Origin of the sequence: Olsenella profusa (assembly GCF_016900315.1) — a bacterium.
Classification (GTDB): Bacteria; Actinomycetota; Coriobacteriia; order Coriobacteriales; family Atopobiaceae; genus Thermophilibacter; species Thermophilibacter profusus_A.
The window spans coordinates 57,845-75,346 of sequence record NZ_JACSNQ010000008.1; the positions used below are offsets into that span (position 1 = coordinate 57,845).

Genomic DNA, 17,502 nt, shown 5'->3' on the forward strand with positions numbered 1-17,502 from the left:
CCGCATGACCGACTACACCGCCGGCGCCATCGCGCCGGCAACCGCCGACGAGCTCACCCGCTCCTTCTCGGCCGACCGCGCCAACCGCGTGGCGAGAAACGCCGTGACCTCGATGAACGTGCACGCCGCCGCGCGCAACGTCTCGACCCTGCGCACCTACCACGACACCTTCGGTGTCTCCCGCGTGCGCACCGGCAAGGTCACCAACCAGCGCCACTCCGGCCGCTGCTGGATGTTCTCCGCCTTCAACGTGGCCCGCGCCGCCACGATGGACCTGCTCGACGTCGACGACTTCGAGTTCTCCCAGGTCTTCGGCTACTTCTACGACAAGCTCGAGAAGTTCAACGTGGGGCTTGAGTACGTCATCGAGACCGCCGCGCTGCCGATCGACTCGCGCGAGGTGGCGGGCCTGCTCGGCCACTGCATGGGTGACGGCAACTACTATCCCGCCGCGATGAACATCATCCGCAAGTGGGGCCTCGTGCCCAAGGACGCCATGCCGGAGAACGCCTGCTCCAAGGACTCCGACCAGATGAACGCCCAGCTCCAGCGTCTCTTCCGCAAGAGCGCGATGGAGCTGCGCCACATGGCCGAGCGCGGCGCGGGCACCGACGAGCTGCGCGCCGCCAAGGAGGGCATGGTCGTCGACTGCCACCACGTCCTGTCCGTGTGCCTCGGTGAGCCGCCGCTCACCATCGACGTGGAGATTCCGGTGGGCAAGAACTGCCGCATCGAGGCCACGCGCCTCGTGGAGCAGACCGGCGACGACCGCGCCGCCTGCGAGCAGGACGCGCCGCGCCGCCTGCTCGTGGACCGCGGCATCACCCCGCGCGAGTTCGCCGAGCGCTACGTGCCGTTCGACCCGTCCGACTACGTGCAGCTCGAGCACATCCCGGGCGCGAGCCGCCCGTTCGGCCACGTCTACCACCGTCGCTTCTCCGACACGATGGCCGGCGGCACGCCCGTGAAGTTCCTGAACGTGCCGTTCGAGGTGCTCGAGGACGCGGCCGTGGCGTCGCTCAAGGCCGGCGTGCCCTGCGAGATGGCCTGCGACGTGAGCCAGCAGTTCCCGCGCAAGATCGAGGACTTCCCCGGCGTGCTGGCCTGCGACACGATGGACTACGAGGGCCTCTTTGGCGTCGACCTCTCCATGAGCCGCGTGGACATGATCGACTCCCACGAGACGTGCAACACTCACGCCATGACCTTCCAAGGCGTGGAGCTCGGCGCCGACGGGCGGCCCGTGGCCTGGCGCATCGAGAACAGCTGGGGCGAGGACAGCTGCAAGAACGGTTACCTCGTGGCCAGCGCCGACTGGTACCGCACCTACGGCGGCGAGGTCGTGGTAAGGCGCGAGTTCGTGCCGGCCGAGTACCTCGAGCTCTGGGACAACGCCGAGGTCGAGGAGGTCGACCCCTGGACCGAGGTGGGCGCCGCCCTGGCCCCGCGCGACTAGCTCGACAAGGCAGATTGGCGCTCTTCCGGGCGGCCGCCGCGCTTCACCTACGCGGCGGCCGCCTTTTTGTGCCCCGCCCTCGGAGCGCCGGCTGGCGGGCGACACGTTCTTCTCGCCAGAAGTCACGCTTTGCTGGTTCAAAACGTGACTTCGGGCGAGCTGAGACGTCATGGCTCGTCTGAAGTCACGCTCTTCTCGTCTAAAACGTGATTTTGAACGAGGTTGCTTCCTGCGGCTCGCTCGAAGTCACACTCCTCCGGTTCAAAATGTGACTATGAGCGAGGTGAGGTGGTATGACTCGTCTGAAGTCACGCTTTTTCGGCTCAAGGCGTGACAAAGCGCGAGCTGGTTCCTCGCAGCTCACTCGAAGTCACGCTTTTTCGGCTCAAGGCGTGACAAAGCGCGAGCTGGCTCCTCGCAGCTCACTCGAAGTCACGTTCTTTCGGCTCAAGGCGTGACTTCGGGCGAGCCGAGGCCGGATCGCCGGGACCCGGACCGCCGAGCCGGATCGCCGGGACCCGGACCGCCGGGCCGGGCCGCCGCGCCGGACCGTCGCTAGAACTCCGCGAAGCGCGGCTCTCCGGCGCGCGCGAGCTCCTCGCCCGCCGCGAGCTCGCGGACCGCCGCCAGAAACGGCCCCTCGTCGCCGGCGCGAAACACGCAGCTCAGCTGCACGTCCTCCGCAAAGAGCGCGTCGGCCACCTTGCCGCCCGCGTCTAGGCACATCCGACGAATCCGCTCGTAGAGCGCGTAGGGCAGCTGCACCGTCACCGGCACCACGAGCGTCATCTCGACGACGGAGCCCTCCCACTGGGCCGCCGCCACCGCCTCCTGGGCCGCGGCGGTGTAGGCGCGCACGAGCCCGCCCGGCCCGAGGAGCGTGCCGCCGAAGTAGCGCGTCACCACGCAGCAGACGTCGGCCAGCCCCGCGCCGCGCAGGACCTCGAGCACCGGCATCCCGGAGGTGCGGCTGGGCTCGCCGTCGTCGGAGCAGCGCTCGCGGCCGTCGGCAAGGATCCAGGCGGGGACGTTGTGGCGTGCGTCATGGTGGCACGCACGAACGGCGGCAAGAAACGCCTCGGCCTCCGCCTCGCTCCCCACGTGCGCGAGCTGCGCGATGAAGCGGCTACGCCGGTCCTCGAACTCGCCGGCGACCTCGACGCCCGCGCGCAGCGTGAGGTAGGAGCCCTGCGCGCCCCTGTCGGCGGGGGCGGTTGCACCCGTCATCGCCGCGCCCTCATCACCACGGCACCGGCAGCCACCTCGTCGCCGGCCGGGGCGCTCTCCTCCACGTGCGAGAGGTCCCCGGCGTTGGTCACCGTGACCAGCACGGTGTCGTCCAGCCCGCGCTCTCTCATGAGCCTTCGGTCGAACTCGATCAGCGGCTGTCCCGCGTGCACGCGGTCTCCCTTGTGCGCGAAGGCCCGGAAACCGGTCCCGCCAAGGCTCACGCTGTCGAGCCCCACGTGAAGCAGCACCTCCACGCCGCTGTCGGCACGGATGAGCAGCGCGTGCTTTGTCTCGACGTCGGCGGCAACGGTGCCGGAAACCGGCGAGAACACGACGCCCTCCTCCGGGCGGATGCCCAGCCCGCACCCGAGCATGCCCTGGGAGAAGGCGGGGTCGCCGACCTCCTCGAGCGACACCACCTGTCCCGAGACCGGAGCGCAGATAACCTGGGGATCCCCCTCGCACACGCGCGCCGGCTCGGGGACTGCCGTGCGGCGCAGGGGGTTCAGCTTTTCGAGAAGACCCACAAGACCAACCTTTCAGCGGAGGGCCCCACCCCTCCGGACGAGCCTGCAAACGCCGACGGGCCGGACCATGCGTCCGCACGTCGCCTGCGTGCAGTATTGTAGAACACCTGAAGGTCGGTGGAGCTTTCTCGATTCATGGTAGAATCTCCCCTGCGAGGTGGGCCAGGCGACCGCGGGGCGCGCGAGCAGTCGCGCGCCATGAGGAAAGTCCGGGCTCCACAGGGCAGGAAGCCGGCTAACGGCCGGGCGGGGTAACCCGACGGAAAGCGCCGCAGAAAAGAAGACTCCCGCTGGCGCCCTCGGGCGTTGAGGGAAAAGCTGAAACGGTGGTGTAAGAGACCACCAGCGTCGCGGCAACGCGGCGGCTTGGCAAGCCCCTTCCGGAGCAAACGCAAATAGGAGCGCCATGGTGTGGCCCGCACCGCGCTCGGGTTGCGCGCTTGAGGCGGACGGCGACGTCCGCTCTAGATAAATGGCCGCCCACGACAGAACCCGGCTTATCGGCCCACCTCGCCTTTCCCCAGATCACAAGCCACGAGCCCGCCCTCCGCGGAGGGCGCCAAGGCACAGCCCGGGCGTCGCAGGGGCGAGAAGCCCGCACGAGGTCGCCCGCGCGCCCGCGGAGGCCGCACCCCGCCACGTCCCAGCAGCCACAGGAAAGCCCCCGCCCTCAGAAGCGATCGCGCTTCCGGGAGGCGGGGGCCACGCTGCTGTTGTCAAAACTGCCCAGGGAGCCGCCGGTGCCAGGCCGGCAGCCGCCAGAGGCTAGTCCAGGTCGCCGAAGTCGGCGGCGCTCACGGCCGGCGTCTGCACGGGGGTCGGCACGGCGACGGGCGTCGGCGCGGCAGTCGGCGTGGACGCCGGAGCGGCGACCGACGCGGCGGCAGAGCCGTTGGGCGCGGAGACGAGCATGGTCTGCGACGGGAACATGGCCTCGGCGTCGTCCATGAAGTGCTGGAGGAGCTTCTTGTACTCGGCGCGGAAGTCCTCGCGGGAGGTCTTGAGGCGGTCGATCTCGTCGAGCTCGTTCTGCTTCTCGGCGAGGGCCTGGCGGATGACCTCGCGGGCCTTGGCATCAGCCTCGTTGCGGATGCGGTCCGCGTTCTCGCGGGCATCAGCAATCAGCTTGTCGGCGGACTGCTGCGCCACGATGAGCACCTGGGAGATCTGGCGCTCGGAGGCGGTGAGGGCCTCGGAGGCGACCGGGGCGGCCACGGGGGCCGGCGCGGGGGCGGAGCCACGCTCCTCGAGGGTGGCGATCTGCGCCTGGGCGGCGGTGAGCTGCTGCTCGGTGGAGGTCAGGCGACCCTTGAGGTCGGCGATCTTCTGGAGCATCGCGTCAACCTCGCTGGAGAGCTGCTCGAGGAAGGCGTCGACCTCCTCGGTGTCATAGCCGTGCTTGGAGGGAGAGAAGGTCTGCTGTTCGATGTCTGCGGGTGTGATTGCCATTCCGAATCCCTTTCCTTCGCAGCGCGCGGGGACGTCCCGCGCGACCGTACCAACAAAATATTACAGAAGAAGCGAGAAGACCAGCCGCTCGATGATGCCGAGCGCCAATATCGCCACAACTGGCGAAAAGTCGACGCCGCCCATCGGCGGGATGAGGCGCCGGAAGAGCCCCAGGTACGGCTCGACGAGCATTCCAAGGGCCCCGCGGATGTCGTCCATGACGCTGCCGGGGCGGATGGGGAACCACGACATGAGGCACCACACCACGATCAGCACCTCGTAGACGTTGAAGAGCCGCTGCACGAGCGAGAGTATCGAGATCACCTAGGGCCTTTCGTCCGCGTTCGTCAGTCGTCAGTTGCCGCCGGCGAGCTCGCGCGTGCGGGCGAGCGCCGCGTCGACGGCGGCGTAGGTCCCCGCGGCGAGGGGCGGCTCGAGCTCGAAGAGCGCTGCAGCCGTGGTCCCACCGGGCGAGGTCACGCGCTCCATATATTCCCGCGGGTGGACGCCCTCATTCAGGAGCTGCTCCGCGCACCCGCGCATCGTGGCCTCCACGAGCTCGCGGCACGCCGCCGCCGGAAGGCCCGCGCGCACGCCGGCGCGCGTGAGCTCGTCCACAAAGAGCGAGAAGAACGCGGGCGCGGTGCCCACCACGGCACCGGCCACGTCGAGCTGGTCCTCGCGCATGACCGAGACGGCCCCGAGCGCGGAGAAGAGCTCCGACACCAGCCGCACGTCGTCCTGGGTGGCGAGCGTCCCGGCGCTTATCGCCGAGGCGCCGGAGCGCACCTGGACGGGCAGGTTGGGCATCACGCGCACCACGCGCGCGCCGGGGAGCGCCGCCTCCAGCGTGGCGAGCGTCACCCCCGCCGCGATGGAGATCACGAGCCTGCCGGCCACGCTCGGCGCGGCCGACTCGAGCACGCCGGGCAGCACCTGCGGCTTGACCGCAAGCACCACCACGTCGGGGGCCTCGGCGAGCAGCGTCCGCTCGTCGGGGAAGCACCGCACCCCGAGCTCCTCGAGCGCCACGCGCTTGCCCGCGCCGTGGTCGGCCACGAGCACGCGCTCGGCCGGCAGCACGCCGGCGTCGACCAGGCCGCGCGCGATCGCGCCACCCATCGAGCCGCCGCCGACGATGCCGAGCGTCACGTCGGCCACCCTGCCCTCAACGTCCTTCTCGCCCATCGAGGCACCCCCTAGCGAACGAGGTCGCCGTCGGCGACGAGCTTGTCGATGTCGGTGGCCGTGAGCTTGATGCCGGCGGGCAGCACCGCGAAGACGCGGTCCCCAAGCTCCTCGATCTCGCCGTCGATGCCGTAGGAGAAGCCGAAGCAGAAGTCCAGGATGCGCTTGGCCGTCTCGATGTTGGTGTTGCGGAAGACGATGACCACGGGCTGGTTGGTGCGCACGCGCCGCACGACGGTCTGGACGTCGTCGTAGGAGACGGGCTTGAGCACGTAGGGCGGCAGCTGGCCGGACGCCACGCGGGAGATGGTGCGGCCGCCGAGGTCGCCCGGCGTGACGCGGGCGGGCGCGCTCGCGGGCGCGGGATCGCCGTGGTCCGCGGGCGCGGCGTAGGCGGACGACGTCACCGGGCGCGTCTGCTGCGTGCGGTCAGCCGAAAGCGGCCTGCCGGAGCGCGTGTAGACCGAGACGCTCTCGGCCTCGGGGCGCGGCGTGGTGCCCAGGAGGCGCGTGGCCGAGGAGGTGTCGCGACGGCGCGGGGCGTTGCGCTGGTCGTAGCCGTCCCCCTCGTCATACCCCTCGTCGTAGTAGTCGTCGTCGTAGTAGTCGTCCCCCGAGCCCCCGCGGAGCCGGTCCTTGATCGAGTCGAGGAAGCCCATCTCTTATCCCCCTTCTCCCCGAGCCCCAGGCGGGCGCGGGGGTCACCTTCAGTCCAGTTACAGCTCGCCCAGGGCGTAGCCCTGGCTGAACACGCATCGCCCAAGGCGGACGAGGGTCGAGCCCTCCTCCACCGCAATCTCGAAGTCGTCACTCATGCCGCAGGAGAGCGTCCCCAGAGCAAGGCCCGTGCGCCCGCGCAGCTCGCAGGCGAGCTCGCGCAGGCCCGAGAAGGTCCTGCGCGCCGCGTCGGCGTCGTGGGCGGGAGCCATCGTCATGAGCCCCCGCACGGAGATCCCGGGCAGCGCCGCCACCGTCTCGGCCGCGGCGCGCAGCTCGTCCGGGGAGAAGCCCGACTTGGATGCCTCGCCCGAGACGTTCACCTCCAGGAGCACGTCCGCCACGAGCCCGCGCGCCTCGCAGCGCGTGGAGACCGCCTCGGCAAGGTGCTCCGAGGAGACCGAGTGAATGAGCGCGGCGCGCCCAATCACCTGGTTGATCTTGTTCTTCTGCAGGTTGCCGATCATGTCGAAGCGCACGCCCACCATCTCCGGCAGGCCACAGAGCGCCTCGGCCTTGCGCACCAGCTCCTGGGGGCGGTTCTCGCCAAAGGCCCGCCACCCGGCTCGCCAGGCGAGAAGGACCTCCTCGGTGCCGACGGTCTTGGACACCGCGATGGCCTGGACCTCCCCGGGGTCGCGCCCCGCACGCCTACAGGCGGCCCCTATGCGGTCCGTGATCTCCTCGCGACGGGCGCGCAGGAACCGCTCGTAGTCATTGTCTGCGCTCATCGCCTCGTCGCCTCCCCCTTCGTCTCGTCGTCCTTACTGCCAGCGGGCCACGCCCAGGGCTCGTCCCGCAGGACCGCGAGCGCGCCGTGGCGCCCGCACGTGCCCCCCTCGGCCCTGTACGAGAAGAACCTCCCCGTGGTCCGTGCGGTCGAGTCCTCGCACACGGTCACGCGGCCCTCCCCCACGCCCGCCTCCGCAAGGGCGGCGCGCACGCAGAAGGCGAGGTCCAGGTGGCGCGGCGTCGGGACCGCGCCGGGACCGAAGGCCGTCGCAAAGCGCGCCGCGAGCTCCTCGGAGACCTCGTAGTCGGCCGCGCCGATATGCGGCCCCACGTAGGCGAGAAGTGCCTCGGGCCCGCAGCCCGCGGCCGCGCAGAGCGCGCGGGTCGTCGTGGCCGCGATCCTCGCCTCGGTGCCGCGCCAGCCGGAGTGGGCCACCGCGAACCCGCGGCCCCCCGGCGCCACGATCACCACCGGCACGCAGTCCGCAAAGCACAGCAGCACCGGCACGTCCGGCGCCGTGCAGACCACCGCGTCGGCGCCCGCCTCGGCCTCGGCCTGCGCCGCGGCCACGGAGCCGGCGTCCCCGGAGCCCACCGTCACCACGTGGTCGCCGTGGACCTGCCGCGGGCACACGAGCCGGCCGAGGAGCCCCTCGGCGCCGATCGCCGCCAGCGCGCGCCGACGGTTCTCGGCCACGCATGCGGGGTCGTCGCCACAGGACGCGCCGAGGTTGAGCGAGGCGTACGGGGCCTCGGAGACGCCGCCGGCGCGCTCCGTGAACGCGAACGTGACCCCGCCCTCGACCGCACGGTCGGTGAGCAGGGTCACGCCTCCCGCATTCTGTCGTGTGAGGGAGGCCATCGCGCGGTCCCTAGAGGCGGCTGCGCTTGAGGAAGTCGGGGATGTCGAACTCCTTGTCGTTGCTGGACGAGGAGGACTGCGGGCGGCTCACGTTGATCGGCATAGTGGCCGGCTTGCTCGACGGCTGGGGCGTCACCGGGCGCGGGCGGTCGGTGGACGCCGGGCGGGTGACGGTCATCGTGGGGAGCGTCTGCTGGACGTTGGCGTCCGAGAAGCCCGTGGCGATGACGGTCACGCGCACCTGGTCGCCGAGGGACTCGTCGACCACGGTGCCGAAGATGATCGTTGCCTCGGGGTCGACGTTCTTGGCCACGAGGTCGGCCGCGTCGTTGATCTCCTGGATGCCGAGGTCCTTGTTGCCCGCGATGGAGAGCAGGACGCGCGTGGCGCCGTCGATGGAGCTCTCGAGCAGGCGGCTGGAGATGGCCTCCTCCGCCGCGTCGGTGGCGCGGTTGTCGCCGGAGGCGGAGCCGATGCCCATCATGGCGGTGCCGGAGCCCTTCATGATGGTGCACACGTCCGCGAAGTCGAGGTTGATGAGGCCCGGGACGGTGATGAGGTCCGTGATGCCCTGGGTGCCCTGGCACAGCACGTCGTCGGCCATGCGGAAGGCCTCGAGCATCGTGGTCTTCTTCTCGGAGAGGTCGAGCAGGCGGTCGTTGGGAATCACGATGAGCGTGTCGACGTTGTCGGAGAGGTTGCGGATGCCCTCGATGGCCGAGTTGTAGCGCTTGCGGCCCTCGAAGGTGAAGGGCTTGGTGACCACGCCCACGGTGAGGGCGCCCACGTCGTTCTTGGCGATGTCGGCCACCACGGGAGCGGCGCCCGTGCCGGTGCCGCCGCCCTCGCCGGCGGTGATGAAGACCATGTCGGAGCCGGCGAGCGCCGCCTTGATCTCGTCGCGGGAGTCCTCCGCGGCCTCCTTGCCCACCTCGGGGTTGGCGCCGGCGCCGAGGCCCTTGGTGATGTCGGTGCCGATGTGCACCTTGATGTCCGCGTCGGAGATGGCGAGCGCCTGGGCGTCGGTGTTGACGGCGACGAACTCGACACCGCGGATGCCCTCCTCGATCATGCGGTTCACCGCGTTGGTGCCGCCGCCGCCCACGCCGACCACCTTGATGACGGCGAGATAGTTGCTGAGGGTGTCGGTGTCCTTGATCATCTTGTCCTCCTCGTAGTGCCTTTGCGCATCGTTTCGAGCGTGGGTCCGTGCTGCGTTGCGCCCAACCCTCCGCTGGCCAAACCCTAAAGGTCAAGTTAAGCCCGAGGCCTGGGATAAAGCGATGCATCTTGGCACACTTGAGGGTCTTGTGTCAAATAGTTTGACGATATTGTGAACGTGACGCCCTGCGGACGGGCGCGGCGAGCGTGGCGGCGCCCTACTGGCCGGAGCCGTCGTCGGCGGGGGCGTCCTGGGCCCCGTCGGAGCCGGCGCCGGCCTGGTCGGAGCCGTCGTCGGCGCCTGCGTTGTCGGCGCCCGTGGGCTCGCTCGTCGCGGCGTCACCCGTGCCCGCGTCGCCGCCCGCGCCAGCCTCGGCGCCGGAGCCGCCCTCATCCACGGAGACCCCGTCGCCGGGCCCCACGTAGCTGGAGTCCACCGGCTTGACCGAGGGGTTGGTGATCACGCGCACGTTGATGCTGACCGCCGAGTCCGGGTACTTCTCGAGAAGCCCGCGCGCGAGCGTCTCCTTCTCCTCAACGTTGGTGGCCGACCCCAGGGAGATCTGCACCCCGCTTTTGAGCATGCAGGAGATGTCGTCGGGAGACGGCGCGAAGTAGCAGACCACCTGTGAGGAGAAGTCCTCGCTGAAGCCGGTGCGGAACGCGTCGACGGCCGCGAGGACGTCGTCCGTGGCCACCGAGCCCGCCTTGGGGTCCACGGTCGAGGGGACGTCGGTGATGAGCAGGCAGCCCTCGGAGAGCGCCAGGTCAAGCGCCGCGTCGTCCGTGGACTGCCCCTCGGCGGGCTCGATCTTCGCCGGCTGGATCCACACGTCCGCGTCGCCGAGGTACCAGCCCACCGAGCCCGAGCTCATGACCACGAGCGCGTCGGGGCGCTGCTCGATGATCGTGAGCTTGAGGGTATGCGGGAAGATGCGCTCGAAGCCCACCGACGCGACCCAGGGGTTGCGCCTGAGGGCGCTCTCGATGGCCGAGGTGTCGACGTTGAGTAGCGTCGAGCCCACGGGCACCTGCGCGAGGTTCTGGACGTCGGTGGCGGAGACGTGCTCGGTCGGCTGCACCTCCACGGAGGTTATCTCGAAGACCGAGGAGTCCCTGAGGGCAAAGAGCACCACCACGGCCACCAGCGCCACGGCGAGAAGGACCCCGAGCACGCCGGCGGCCACGCGCAGGGCCTGGCCGCGCTGGTGACGCTGGCGCCGATCGCGCGGGCTCGCAGAGGCGGTGGGGGCGGTGCGGGCGGAGGGGCCGCCGAGAAACGCGGGCGTGCTGCCGCGGTGGGACGCGGAGGCCGCGGGCGCCGCGGACCGGGCGCGGGGCGCCGTCGCACGCCGCGCGGCGCGCGGGGCGGCCGTGCGCGCGGGCGCGCCCGTCCTCCTCGGCTCCTTCTTGCGCGGCGTCGGCCGCCTGCTCGCGTCTCTTGCCATGGCCCCTCCCGTCGCCCGGGCTAGAACCCGAGCAGCTTGACCTCGCAGGCGAGGTCGATGCCGAAGCGCTCGAGGACGGCGTCGTGGGCGCGGCGGATGAGCGTCACCACGTCGGCCGCCGTGGCGCCGCCGCGGTTGACAATGAAGTTGCAGTGCTCCTCGGAGATCTGCGCGCCGCCGGCGGTGGCGCCGGCGAGCCCGCAGGACTGGACGAGGACCCCGGCGGAGCGGTCGGGGGGGTTGCGGAAGACCGAGCCGCAGCTCGGCAGGGCAAGCGGCTGGGCCTGACGGCGACGGCGCAGGCGGGCGTCCATGTCCGCCGCGATGGCGGAGCGCTCGGCCGGCATGAGGGCGAGCGTGGCCTCGAGGATGATCTCGGTCGGGGGGATGGAGGTCGCGCGGTAGCCCCACTCGATCTCGTCCCCGGAGTAGCGGTGCATGCCCTGGCCCGGGCGCAGCACCACGAGGTCGCGCACGCGCCGGCCGATCCACTCGCGGCGCGTGCCGGCGTCCATGGAGACGGCGCCGCCGAGCGTGCCGGGGATGCCCACGCAGAACTCCAGGCCGGAGAGCCCGGCCTTCATGGCGTCATTCACGAGCCGTGCGAGCGTCACCCCGGCGCCGGCCGTGACCGTGGCCCCCTCGGCGTCGACCGTCATGCGGGAGAACTCGTCGTCCAGCAGGATGACGCAGCCGTCGTAGCCGGCGTCCGAGGCGAGGACGTTGGAGCCCTTGCCCAGGATGACCCACTCCACGCGCTCCGCCGCGAGCACCGCGACGGTCTTGGCGAGGGCCTCGTAGCTGTGCGCCACCACCACGAGCGCCGCCGGGCCGCCGATGCGGTAGCTCGTGCGCCGGGAGAGGCGCTCGTCTCGCAGGACGTCCGCGTCGGTGGCGCCCGAGAGGCTCATGTAGGCGTTGAAGACGCTCACGACGCCTGCCCCCCGCGGGCCTCGCCCGCAGCGCCCTCCGCCTCGCGCGAGCGCATGGCCTCGATGAAGGCGGGGCCGATGCTCGTGACGTCACCGGCGCCCTGCGTGATGAGCAGGTCGCCGGGGCGGCAGGTCCTGCAGAGGTCCTCGATGAGGGCGTGGCGGTTGGGGACGTAGGCGACGTCGGCCACGTGCCCGTGCTCGCGCACGGAGCTCACGACCGTCTTGCCGGAGACGCCGGGGATCGGCATCTCGCCGGCGGAGAAGACGTCCATGACGCGCAGGACGTCGGCGTGGTCGAAGGCGGTGCCGAACTCGTCGGCCAGGGCCTGGGTGCGGCTGTAGCGGTGCGGCTGGAAGACGCAGACGATCCGCTCGAAGGGCAGGTCGGCCGCGGCGCCCAGCGTCACGGAGATCTCCGTGGGGTGGTGGCCGTAGTCGTCCACCACGGTGACGCCGGCAACGTCGCCCACGTGCGTGAAGCGGCGGCGGGCGCCCTTGAACTGGGAGAGCGCCGCGGCGGCCGCGTCCACGTCCAGGCCGAGCACGTCGGCCACGGCGATGGCCGCGGTGGCGTTGGCCATGTTGTGGCGGCCCGGGTTGGAGGAGATCGTCACGTGCACGCTCCTCTCGCCGCCCGGCAGGCGCACGGAGAAGTTGCTCGCCAGGGCGTGGTGACTGTCCTCGGGCAGGCAGACGTAGTCACAGGAGGCGTCGAAGCCGTAGGTCACCACGCGGCGGCCCGTGGAGCGCGCGAGCTCGGCGTAGCGGGGCACGTCGCCGTTGACGACGACCGTGCCCTCCTCGCCCACGAGCCCCATGAACGTGCAGAAGGTCCTCTCGATGTTGGCGAGCGTGCCGTAGTGGTCCAGGTGGTCGGCCTCGATGTTGGTCACCACCACCACGCTGGGCCTGAGGTAGAGGAAGGAGCCGTCGGACTCGTCCGCCTCGCAGACGAAGTGCTCGCCGGAGCCGTTGCGGCCGTTGGTGTCGTAGCCCTCCACCACGCCGCCGATGAGAAACGAGGGGTCCAGGCCCATCTTGTCGAGCATCGTGGCCACCATCGAGGACGTGGTGGTCTTGCCGTGCGTGCCGGCCACGGCCACGGTGCGCTGCGAGCCGGAGAGGTAGGAGAGCATCTTAGCGCGCGGCCAGATGGGGATGCCCAGCTCGCGGGCGCGCACGACCTCAGGGTTGGTCTCGGGGATGGCGGTGGAGGTGACCACCACCTGGGGCTGGACGGCGTCGATGGTGGCCGCGTCATGGCCCACGGTGACGTCAATGCCAGCCGCCTCGAGCTCGCGCACGTAGTGGGAGCTCTTGAGGTCGGAGCCGGTGACCCTGCACCCGCGCTCGTGCAGCACCAGTGCGATGCCGCTCATGCCCGCGCCGCCGATGCCAATGAAGTGGGCGCTCGTGACGTGTGCGATGTCAGTGTTCTTCTCGGCCATGCTGATCGCTTTCCGTCGGAATTATTCGTAGCACCCTACTTTATCCCAATTGCACGCGGCCCGCGGCGGCTCCCTAAATCTCCCGTCGAGGCGTGCGACAGGGCAGGGGCGAGAAGAACTGGCGCGCCGCGACGGCAAGAAGGACCGTCGGGCCGCGGCGGCGTTTCCCGCGAGAGGAGCTAGCGGGCCGCGGCGGCGGCCTCCACCTGGTCGGCGAGCTCGGAGGCCGCGTCGGTGGCCCCGAGGCCCGCGGCCGCCTCGCGCATGGCCGCGCGGCGCGCCGGGTCGTCCAGGAGGCCGAGGAGGGCCTCCCTGAACGCGGGGGCGTCGATCTGGTCGTCCGGCACGAGCACCGCGGCGCCCGCGTCGGTGAGGAAGCGGGCGTTGGTGGTCTGGTGGTCGGCCGTGGCGTGCGGGTAGGGCACGAGCACGCTCGGCACGGAGAGCGCCGCTATCTCGGCGATGGAGGAGGCGCCCGCGCGGGAGAGCACGAGGTCGGCCGCCGCGAGGGCCTGCCCCATGTTGGAGATGTAGGGCATGACGCGCCAGCGGAGCTGCTCGGCCGGGGTGAGCGCGAGCGCGGAGACGGTCTCGTCGAAGCCGTCGGCGCCGGTGGAGTGCACCACGACGAGCCCCTCGCGGGAGAGCAGCTCGCCCTTGAGGCGCGCCACCCCCTCGTTGATGTGGGCCGCGCCGAGCGAGCCGCCAAAGACGAGCAGCATCGTCTGCCCCTCCCGCACGCCGAGCGCCTCGCGCCCGGCCGCGCGGCTCGCCGAGGTCACGCTGCGGCGCACGGGGTTGCCGGTGAGCACCACGGCGGGCGCCATGCGGCCCTCGCGCTCGAAGGCCTCGCGCGCGGCCGGCACGGAGATGCAGACCGCGCGCGCGTACGGGGCGAGCGCCTTGTTGGCGAGGCCCGGCACGGAGTTCTGCTCGTGGAGGACGTAGGGAACGTGCAGGCGGTGGCAGCAGTTGAGAAGCGCCATCTCGACGTAGGCGCCAAAGCCCACGGCCACGTCGGGCGCGCCCGCGGCCGCGAAGCGCCGGGCGAGCTGGCCCTGGGCGCGCCTCATGCGCCAGAGCGAGGTCGCGAGCGTCCAGGGGCGCGAGCGGTCGAAGCCGCTCACGACCACCGGCACCAGCTCGAAGCCCGCCTCGGGCACGAGCCGGCCCTCGAGCTTGGCCTGCTGGCCGTAGAACCTCACGTGGTGCCCGCGGTCCCTGAGCTCCTCGGCGAGCGCCAGGGCGGGGTTGATGTGACCGGCGGTGCCGCCGGCGGCGATGGCCACCTCGAGGTGCTTCTCGCCCATACCGTCCTCCTATCGTCTGGTCCTGGGGCCGGAGCCGCGCCCGCGCAGGCGGTCCGTGGCGCTGGGGCCCAGGTCGATTCTCCTCCTGCCGCTGGCGTCGGTGGTGACGCGGCCCCGCGGCCGGTCGTCGCGGCCGGACGAGCGGGCGCCCCTCCCGGGCGCGCGGCCGCCGCGGGAGGCGCCCCCGCGGCCCGCCGGGGCGCCGGCGCGCCCGGCGCCGCCCTCGACCACGGTGAACCCGCCGCGGCCCCGGTCGGCGCCGTCGGCCCCCGCGTCCCTGCGGGCGCTCCTCGGCACGGGCTCACCCACGAAGGAGAGGCCCGGCGCGTACCCGCCCGCCGCGACGCGGCCGCCCGGGGCGCCCGCCTCGCCGCCCTGGAGCTGCCAGGAGCGACGCACGGAGTCGTGGGCGGTCTCGGGCAGGCGCGAGTGCACGGAGACCGACGCGATGACCCCCACGAGCATGAGGCTCGCCAGGATCGACGAGCCACCGTAGGAGACGAACGGGATCGGCTTGCCGGAGAGCGGGAACAGCCCGAGCACGCCGCAGACGTTGAGCAGCAGCTGCACCATGATGATCGTGGTGCAGCCCGCCGCCGCGAGCCGGCCCGCCATGTCCGGGGCGTAGCGGGCGATGCGGTACCCCGCCCACATGAGCACGGCGAAGCCGGCGAGCAGGCCCAGCGTGCCGACGAGGCCGCACTCCTCGCCGATCACGGCGAAGATGAAGTCGTTGTGAGCCATCGGCAGGTAGGAGTACTTCTGGCGCGAAAGCCCGATCCCCACGCCCAGGAGCCCTCCCGAGCCGAAGGCGTAGAAGCCCTGGATGAGCTGGTAGCCGGTGTCAAAGGGGTCGGCCCAGGGGTTGAGCATCGTGATGAGGCGCTGGCGGGAGTAGTCGTCCTTGAGCGAGAGGGCGAGAAACGCCACCACCCCGAGCCCCATAAGGCCCGCCAGGTAGCGCTTGGGCACGCCGGCCAGGTACCCCATCACCACCAGCGTGAGGCCGAGCACCATCGTGGTGCCCTTGTCCGGCTGGACGACGATGAGCACGAGCGGCACGCCCACGCCCGCGAAGACGAGCTTCACGAAGCTCGACCAGTCGAGCGAGCCGTCCTCGAAGTAGCGCTGCGCGAGGTTCGCCGCCGTGAAGACCACGGTTATCTTGGCGAACTCAGACGGCTGGAGATCGAAGAACCCCAGGCTGATCCAGCGGGTGGCGCCCATGTCGTTGTCCGTGCCCACCACGATGACCGCCGCGAGCAGCCCCACGGTCAGGACCCAGATGGGCATGAGGAGCCGGTGCACCCAGACGTGGTAGTCCATGAGGGCCAGGAAGACGGCCACCGCGGTGCCCAGTCCCACGAACAGGAGCTGGCGCTTGAGGTAGTAGGCGGCGTCGCCGGTATCGGCGAGCGCCGTGACCGACGAGGCCGAATAGACCATCAGCAGGCCAAAGCCCACAAGCACCGCCGTGATCGCCACGAGCACGAGCCGCGGGCGCATGAAGCGCTCGGGCACGCCGAAGAGCGTCCGCTCGGGGCGCCGGGAGCGCCCGGTCGCCTGTGCGCCGCGGCCGCCGCGCGCAGTTCGTGCGGGGGCCATGCCCTAGGCCTCCCCGCCGGCGAGCTCGCGCACGAGCCCCTTGAAGTAGCGGCCGCGCTCCCCCATGTTGGAGAACTCGTCGAAGGACGAGCACGCCGGGGAGAGCAGGACCGTCTCGCCGGGGCGCGCCTCGGCCACGGCGGCGTCGAAGGCCTCGCGCAGGTGCGGCGCGCGCAGCACCGTGAGCGCGGAGCCGGAGGCGTCGCGCGCGACCTCGAGGGCCCCCGCAATGCGCTCGCCTGCGGCACCGAAGCAGACCGCCACGCGGCAGTCCGCGCACACGGCCTTGGCGAGGCTCGTGAGGTCGGTCATCTTGTCGTGGCCTCCCAGCAGCACCACGACGCTGCCCGGCGCAAAGGCCGTGAGGGCCTTCTCCACCGAGTCGGTGTTGGTGGCCTTGGAGTCGTTGACGAAGCGCACCCCGCCGACCTCCCCGGCCGGCTCGATGCGGTGCTCGATCGGCGAGAAGGACGTGAGGCCGCGGCGGACGTCGGCGACGTCTGCGCCGAGCTCGAGGGCCACCGCGGAGGCGGCCAGGGCGTTCTCGGCGTTGTGCAGGCCGAAGATCTGGAGGTCGGAGGCGGCCACGAGCTCGCGCTCCACCCCGTCGAGGCGCACGATGAGGCGCCCCGCGCGCAGGAAGGCGGCACAGGCGGCCTCCGGCTCGCGCCGAACGGAGAGCTCGCAGACGCGCAGGCCGCGCGCCGCGGCGCGCGCCGCCATGGCGCGGCAGAAGTCGTCGTCGACGGAGACCACGGCGAGGTCGCCCGCGCTGAGGTTTGCGAGGACGCGCTCCTTGGCGGCGGCGTAGGCCTCCATCGTGTGGTGCCACTCGAGGTGGTCGGGCGTGACGTTGAGCACCACGGACACGCGCGGGTGCAGCCGCGAGGTACCGGCGAGCTGGAAGCTCGAGAGCTCGGCCACGAACCACTGGCCCTCCGCGCGGCCCTCGAGCAGCGCCGCGGTGGGCGGGGTGCCGATGTTGCCCACGGTGCGCGCCGGCGTGCCGGCGGCCGCGAGCAGGTGCGCGGTGAGCGACGTCGTTGTGGTCTTGCCGTTGGTGCCGGTGATGGCCACCCAGCGCTCGGGACTCTCGCGCCAGGCAAGCTCCACCTCGCCTATGAGCTCGCGGGCGTGCTCGGACGCAGAGCGGGCGAAGGCGGAGTCAAGGGGGATCCCCGGGGAGGCCACGGCGAGGTCGTAGCTGCCGGACACCTCCTCGGTGCCGCAGACCACCCGCACGCCCGCGGCCTCGAGCTCACGGGTCTTCTCGCCGGGCGTCGAGGTGGCGCCGCCGTAGAGCGTCACGGAGCCCACGCGCGGCTGCCCGAGCGAGCGGAGGTAGCGCGCCGCCGCCTCGCCGGTGCGGCCGAGGCCGAGCACGAGCGCGTCGCCGATGCGGCCGGCGCCTTGGATGCTGTCGCAGGAAGTCAT

Annotated in this window: 16 protein-coding genes and 1 other RNA gene; 2 read left to right on the top strand and 15 right to left on the bottom strand. The window is 71.5% G+C overall.

Annotated features, from left to right (window positions below):
• Positions 1-4: 4 nt before the first annotated feature.
• Positions 5-1,456, top strand: a complete 1,452-nt coding sequence (locus H9X80_RS05260; protein WP_204793289.1) for an aminopeptidase C — start codon at positions 5-7, stop codon at positions 1,454-1,456.
• A gap of 555 nt (positions 1,457-2,011) precedes the next feature.
• Here H9X80_RS05260 and H9X80_RS05265 read toward each other — a convergent pair.
• Entirely contained in the window at positions 2,012-2,683 is a 672-nt protein-coding gene (locus tag H9X80_RS05265; RefSeq protein ID WP_204793290.1) for an IMPACT family protein, read from the bottom strand.
• Complete coding sequence (locus H9X80_RS05270) at positions 2,680-3,213, bottom strand: glucose PTS transporter subunit IIA (RefSeq protein ID WP_204793291.1); 534 nt, start codon at positions 3,211-3,213, stop codon at positions 2,680-2,682. The genes H9X80_RS05265 and H9X80_RS05270 overlap by 4 nt, the downstream gene beginning before the upstream one ends.
• A gap of 154 nt (positions 3,214-3,367) precedes the next feature.
• On the opposite strand from H9X80_RS05270, the gene rnpB reads away from it, so the two are divergent.
• Positions 3,368-3,729: RNase P RNA component class A (gene rnpB / locus H9X80_RS05275), an RNA gene on the top strand.
• Between the two features lie 249 nt (positions 3,730-3,978).
• On the opposite strand, the gene H9X80_RS05280 is transcribed toward rnpB, so the two are convergent.
• The 13 genes from H9X80_RS05280 to murD form a co-directional block, all read right to left on the bottom strand.
• Complete coding sequence (locus H9X80_RS05280) at positions 3,979-4,662, bottom strand: DivIVA domain-containing protein (RefSeq protein WP_204793292.1); 684 nt, start codon at positions 4,660-4,662, stop codon at positions 3,979-3,981.
• Between the two features lie 60 nt (positions 4,663-4,722).
• Entirely contained in the window at positions 4,723-4,986 is a 264-nt protein-coding gene (locus H9X80_RS05285) for a YggT family protein (RefSeq protein ID WP_204793293.1), read from the bottom strand.
• 30 nt (positions 4,987-5,016) lie between these two features.
• On the bottom strand, positions 5,017-5,850 hold the full coding sequence (gene proC, locus H9X80_RS05290) for a pyrroline-5-carboxylate reductase (protein WP_204793294.1): 834 nt from the start codon (positions 5,848-5,850) through the stop codon (positions 5,017-5,019).
• 11 nt (positions 5,851-5,861) lie between these two features.
• Positions 5,862-6,509 carry a cell division protein SepF gene (locus H9X80_RS05295; protein WP_204793295.1) on the bottom strand — a complete coding sequence of 216 codons (648 nt, stop codon included), beginning with the start codon at positions 6,507-6,509 and terminating at the stop codon, positions 5,862-5,864.
• Positions 6,510-6,566: 57 nt separating this feature from the next.
• A complete protein-coding gene (locus H9X80_RS05300) occupies positions 6,567-7,298 on the bottom strand; it encodes a YggS family pyridoxal phosphate-dependent enzyme (RefSeq protein WP_204793296.1) in 732 nt (243 codons plus the stop codon).
• Positions 7,295-8,128: a polyphenol oxidase family protein gene (locus H9X80_RS05305; RefSeq protein WP_342590875.1), complete on the bottom strand. Its 834-nt coding sequence runs from the start codon at positions 8,126-8,128 to the stop codon at positions 7,295-7,297. Before H9X80_RS05305 ends, H9X80_RS05300 begins: the two co-directional genes overlap by 4 nt.
• A 43-nt stretch (positions 8,129-8,171) precedes the next feature.
• The gene (ftsZ, locus tag H9X80_RS05310; protein WP_204793298.1) at positions 8,172-9,323 is read right to left on the bottom strand and encodes a cell division protein FtsZ; all 1,152 of its coding nucleotides are present in this window, start codon (positions 9,321-9,323) and stop codon (positions 8,172-8,174) included.
• Between the two features lie 217 nt (positions 9,324-9,540).
• A complete protein-coding gene (locus H9X80_RS05315; RefSeq protein WP_204793299.1) occupies positions 9,541-10,770 on the bottom strand; it encodes a cell division protein FtsQ/DivIB in 1,230 nt (409 codons plus the stop codon).
• Positions 10,771-10,790: 20 nt separating this feature from the next.
• On the bottom strand, positions 10,791-11,702 hold the full coding sequence (murB, locus tag H9X80_RS05320; protein ID WP_204793300.1) for a UDP-N-acetylmuramate dehydrogenase: 912 nt from the start codon (positions 11,700-11,702) through the stop codon (positions 10,791-10,793).
• Positions 11,699-13,153 (bottom strand): UDP-N-acetylmuramate--L-alanine ligase, encoded by a 1,455-nt coding sequence (murC, locus tag H9X80_RS05325; RefSeq protein WP_204793301.1) that lies wholly within the window; start codon positions 13,151-13,153, stop codon positions 11,699-11,701. The genes murB and murC overlap by 4 nt, the downstream gene beginning before the upstream one ends.
• Positions 13,154-13,332: 179 nt before the next feature.
• Positions 13,333-14,463 carry an undecaprenyldiphospho-muramoylpentapeptide beta-N-acetylglucosaminyltransferase gene (gene murG / locus H9X80_RS05330; protein WP_204793302.1) on the bottom strand — a complete coding sequence of 377 codons (1,131 nt, stop codon included), beginning with the start codon at positions 14,461-14,463 and terminating at the stop codon, positions 13,333-13,335.
• A 9-nt stretch (positions 14,464-14,472) separates the two neighbouring features.
• The gene (ftsW, locus tag H9X80_RS05335; protein WP_204793303.1) at positions 14,473-16,068 is read right to left on the bottom strand and encodes a putative lipid II flippase FtsW; all 1,596 of its coding nucleotides are present in this window, start codon (positions 16,066-16,068) and stop codon (positions 14,473-14,475) included.
• A gap of 3 nt (positions 16,069-16,071) precedes the next feature.
• Positions 16,072-17,502 carry a UDP-N-acetylmuramoyl-L-alanine--D-glutamate ligase gene (murD, locus tag H9X80_RS05340; protein WP_204793304.1) on the bottom strand — a complete coding sequence of 477 codons (1,431 nt, stop codon included), beginning with the start codon at positions 17,500-17,502 and terminating at the stop codon, positions 16,072-16,074.

Coding starts and splice junctions, on each gene's coding strand:
- H9X80_RS05300 (WP_204793296.1), bottom strand. CDS start 7,298: ATGAGCGCAGACAATGACTACGAGCGGTTCCTGCGCGCCCGTCGCGAG.
- ftsZ (WP_204793298.1), bottom strand. CDS start 9,323: ATGATCAAGGACACCGACACCCTCAGCAACTATCTCGCCGTCATCAAG.
- H9X80_RS05295 (WP_204793295.1), bottom strand. CDS start 6,509: ATGGGCTTCCTCGACTCGATCAAGGACCGGCTCCGCGGGGGCTCGGGG.
- H9X80_RS05260 (WP_204793289.1), top strand. CDS start 5: ATGACCGACTACACCGCCGGCGCCATCGCGCCGGCAACCGCCGACGAG.
- murC (WP_204793301.1), bottom strand. CDS start 13,153: ATGGCCGAGAAGAACACTGACATCGCACACGTCACGAGCGCCCACTTC.
- ftsW (WP_204793303.1), bottom strand. CDS start 16,068: ATGGCCCCCGCACGAACTGCGCGCGGCGGCCGCGGCGCACAGGCGACC.
- proC (WP_204793294.1), bottom strand. CDS start 5,850: ATGGGCGAGAAGGACGTTGAGGGCAGGGTGGCCGACGTGACGCTCGGC.
- H9X80_RS05280 (WP_204793292.1), bottom strand. CDS start 4,662: ATGGCAATCACACCCGCAGACATCGAACAGCAGACCTTCTCTCCCTCC.
- murD (WP_204793304.1), bottom strand. CDS start 17,502: ATGACTTCCTGCGACAGCATCCAAGGCGCCGGCCGCATCGGCGACGCG.
- H9X80_RS05265 (WP_204793290.1), bottom strand. CDS start 2,683: ATGACGGGTGCAACCGCCCCCGCCGACAGGGGCGCGCAGGGCTCCTAC.
- murG (WP_204793302.1), bottom strand. CDS start 14,463: ATGGGCGAGAAGCACCTCGAGGTGGCCATCGCCGCCGGCGGCACCGCC.
- H9X80_RS05315 (WP_204793299.1), bottom strand. CDS start 10,770: ATGGCAAGAGACGCGAGCAGGCGGCCGACGCCGCGCAAGAAGGAGCCG.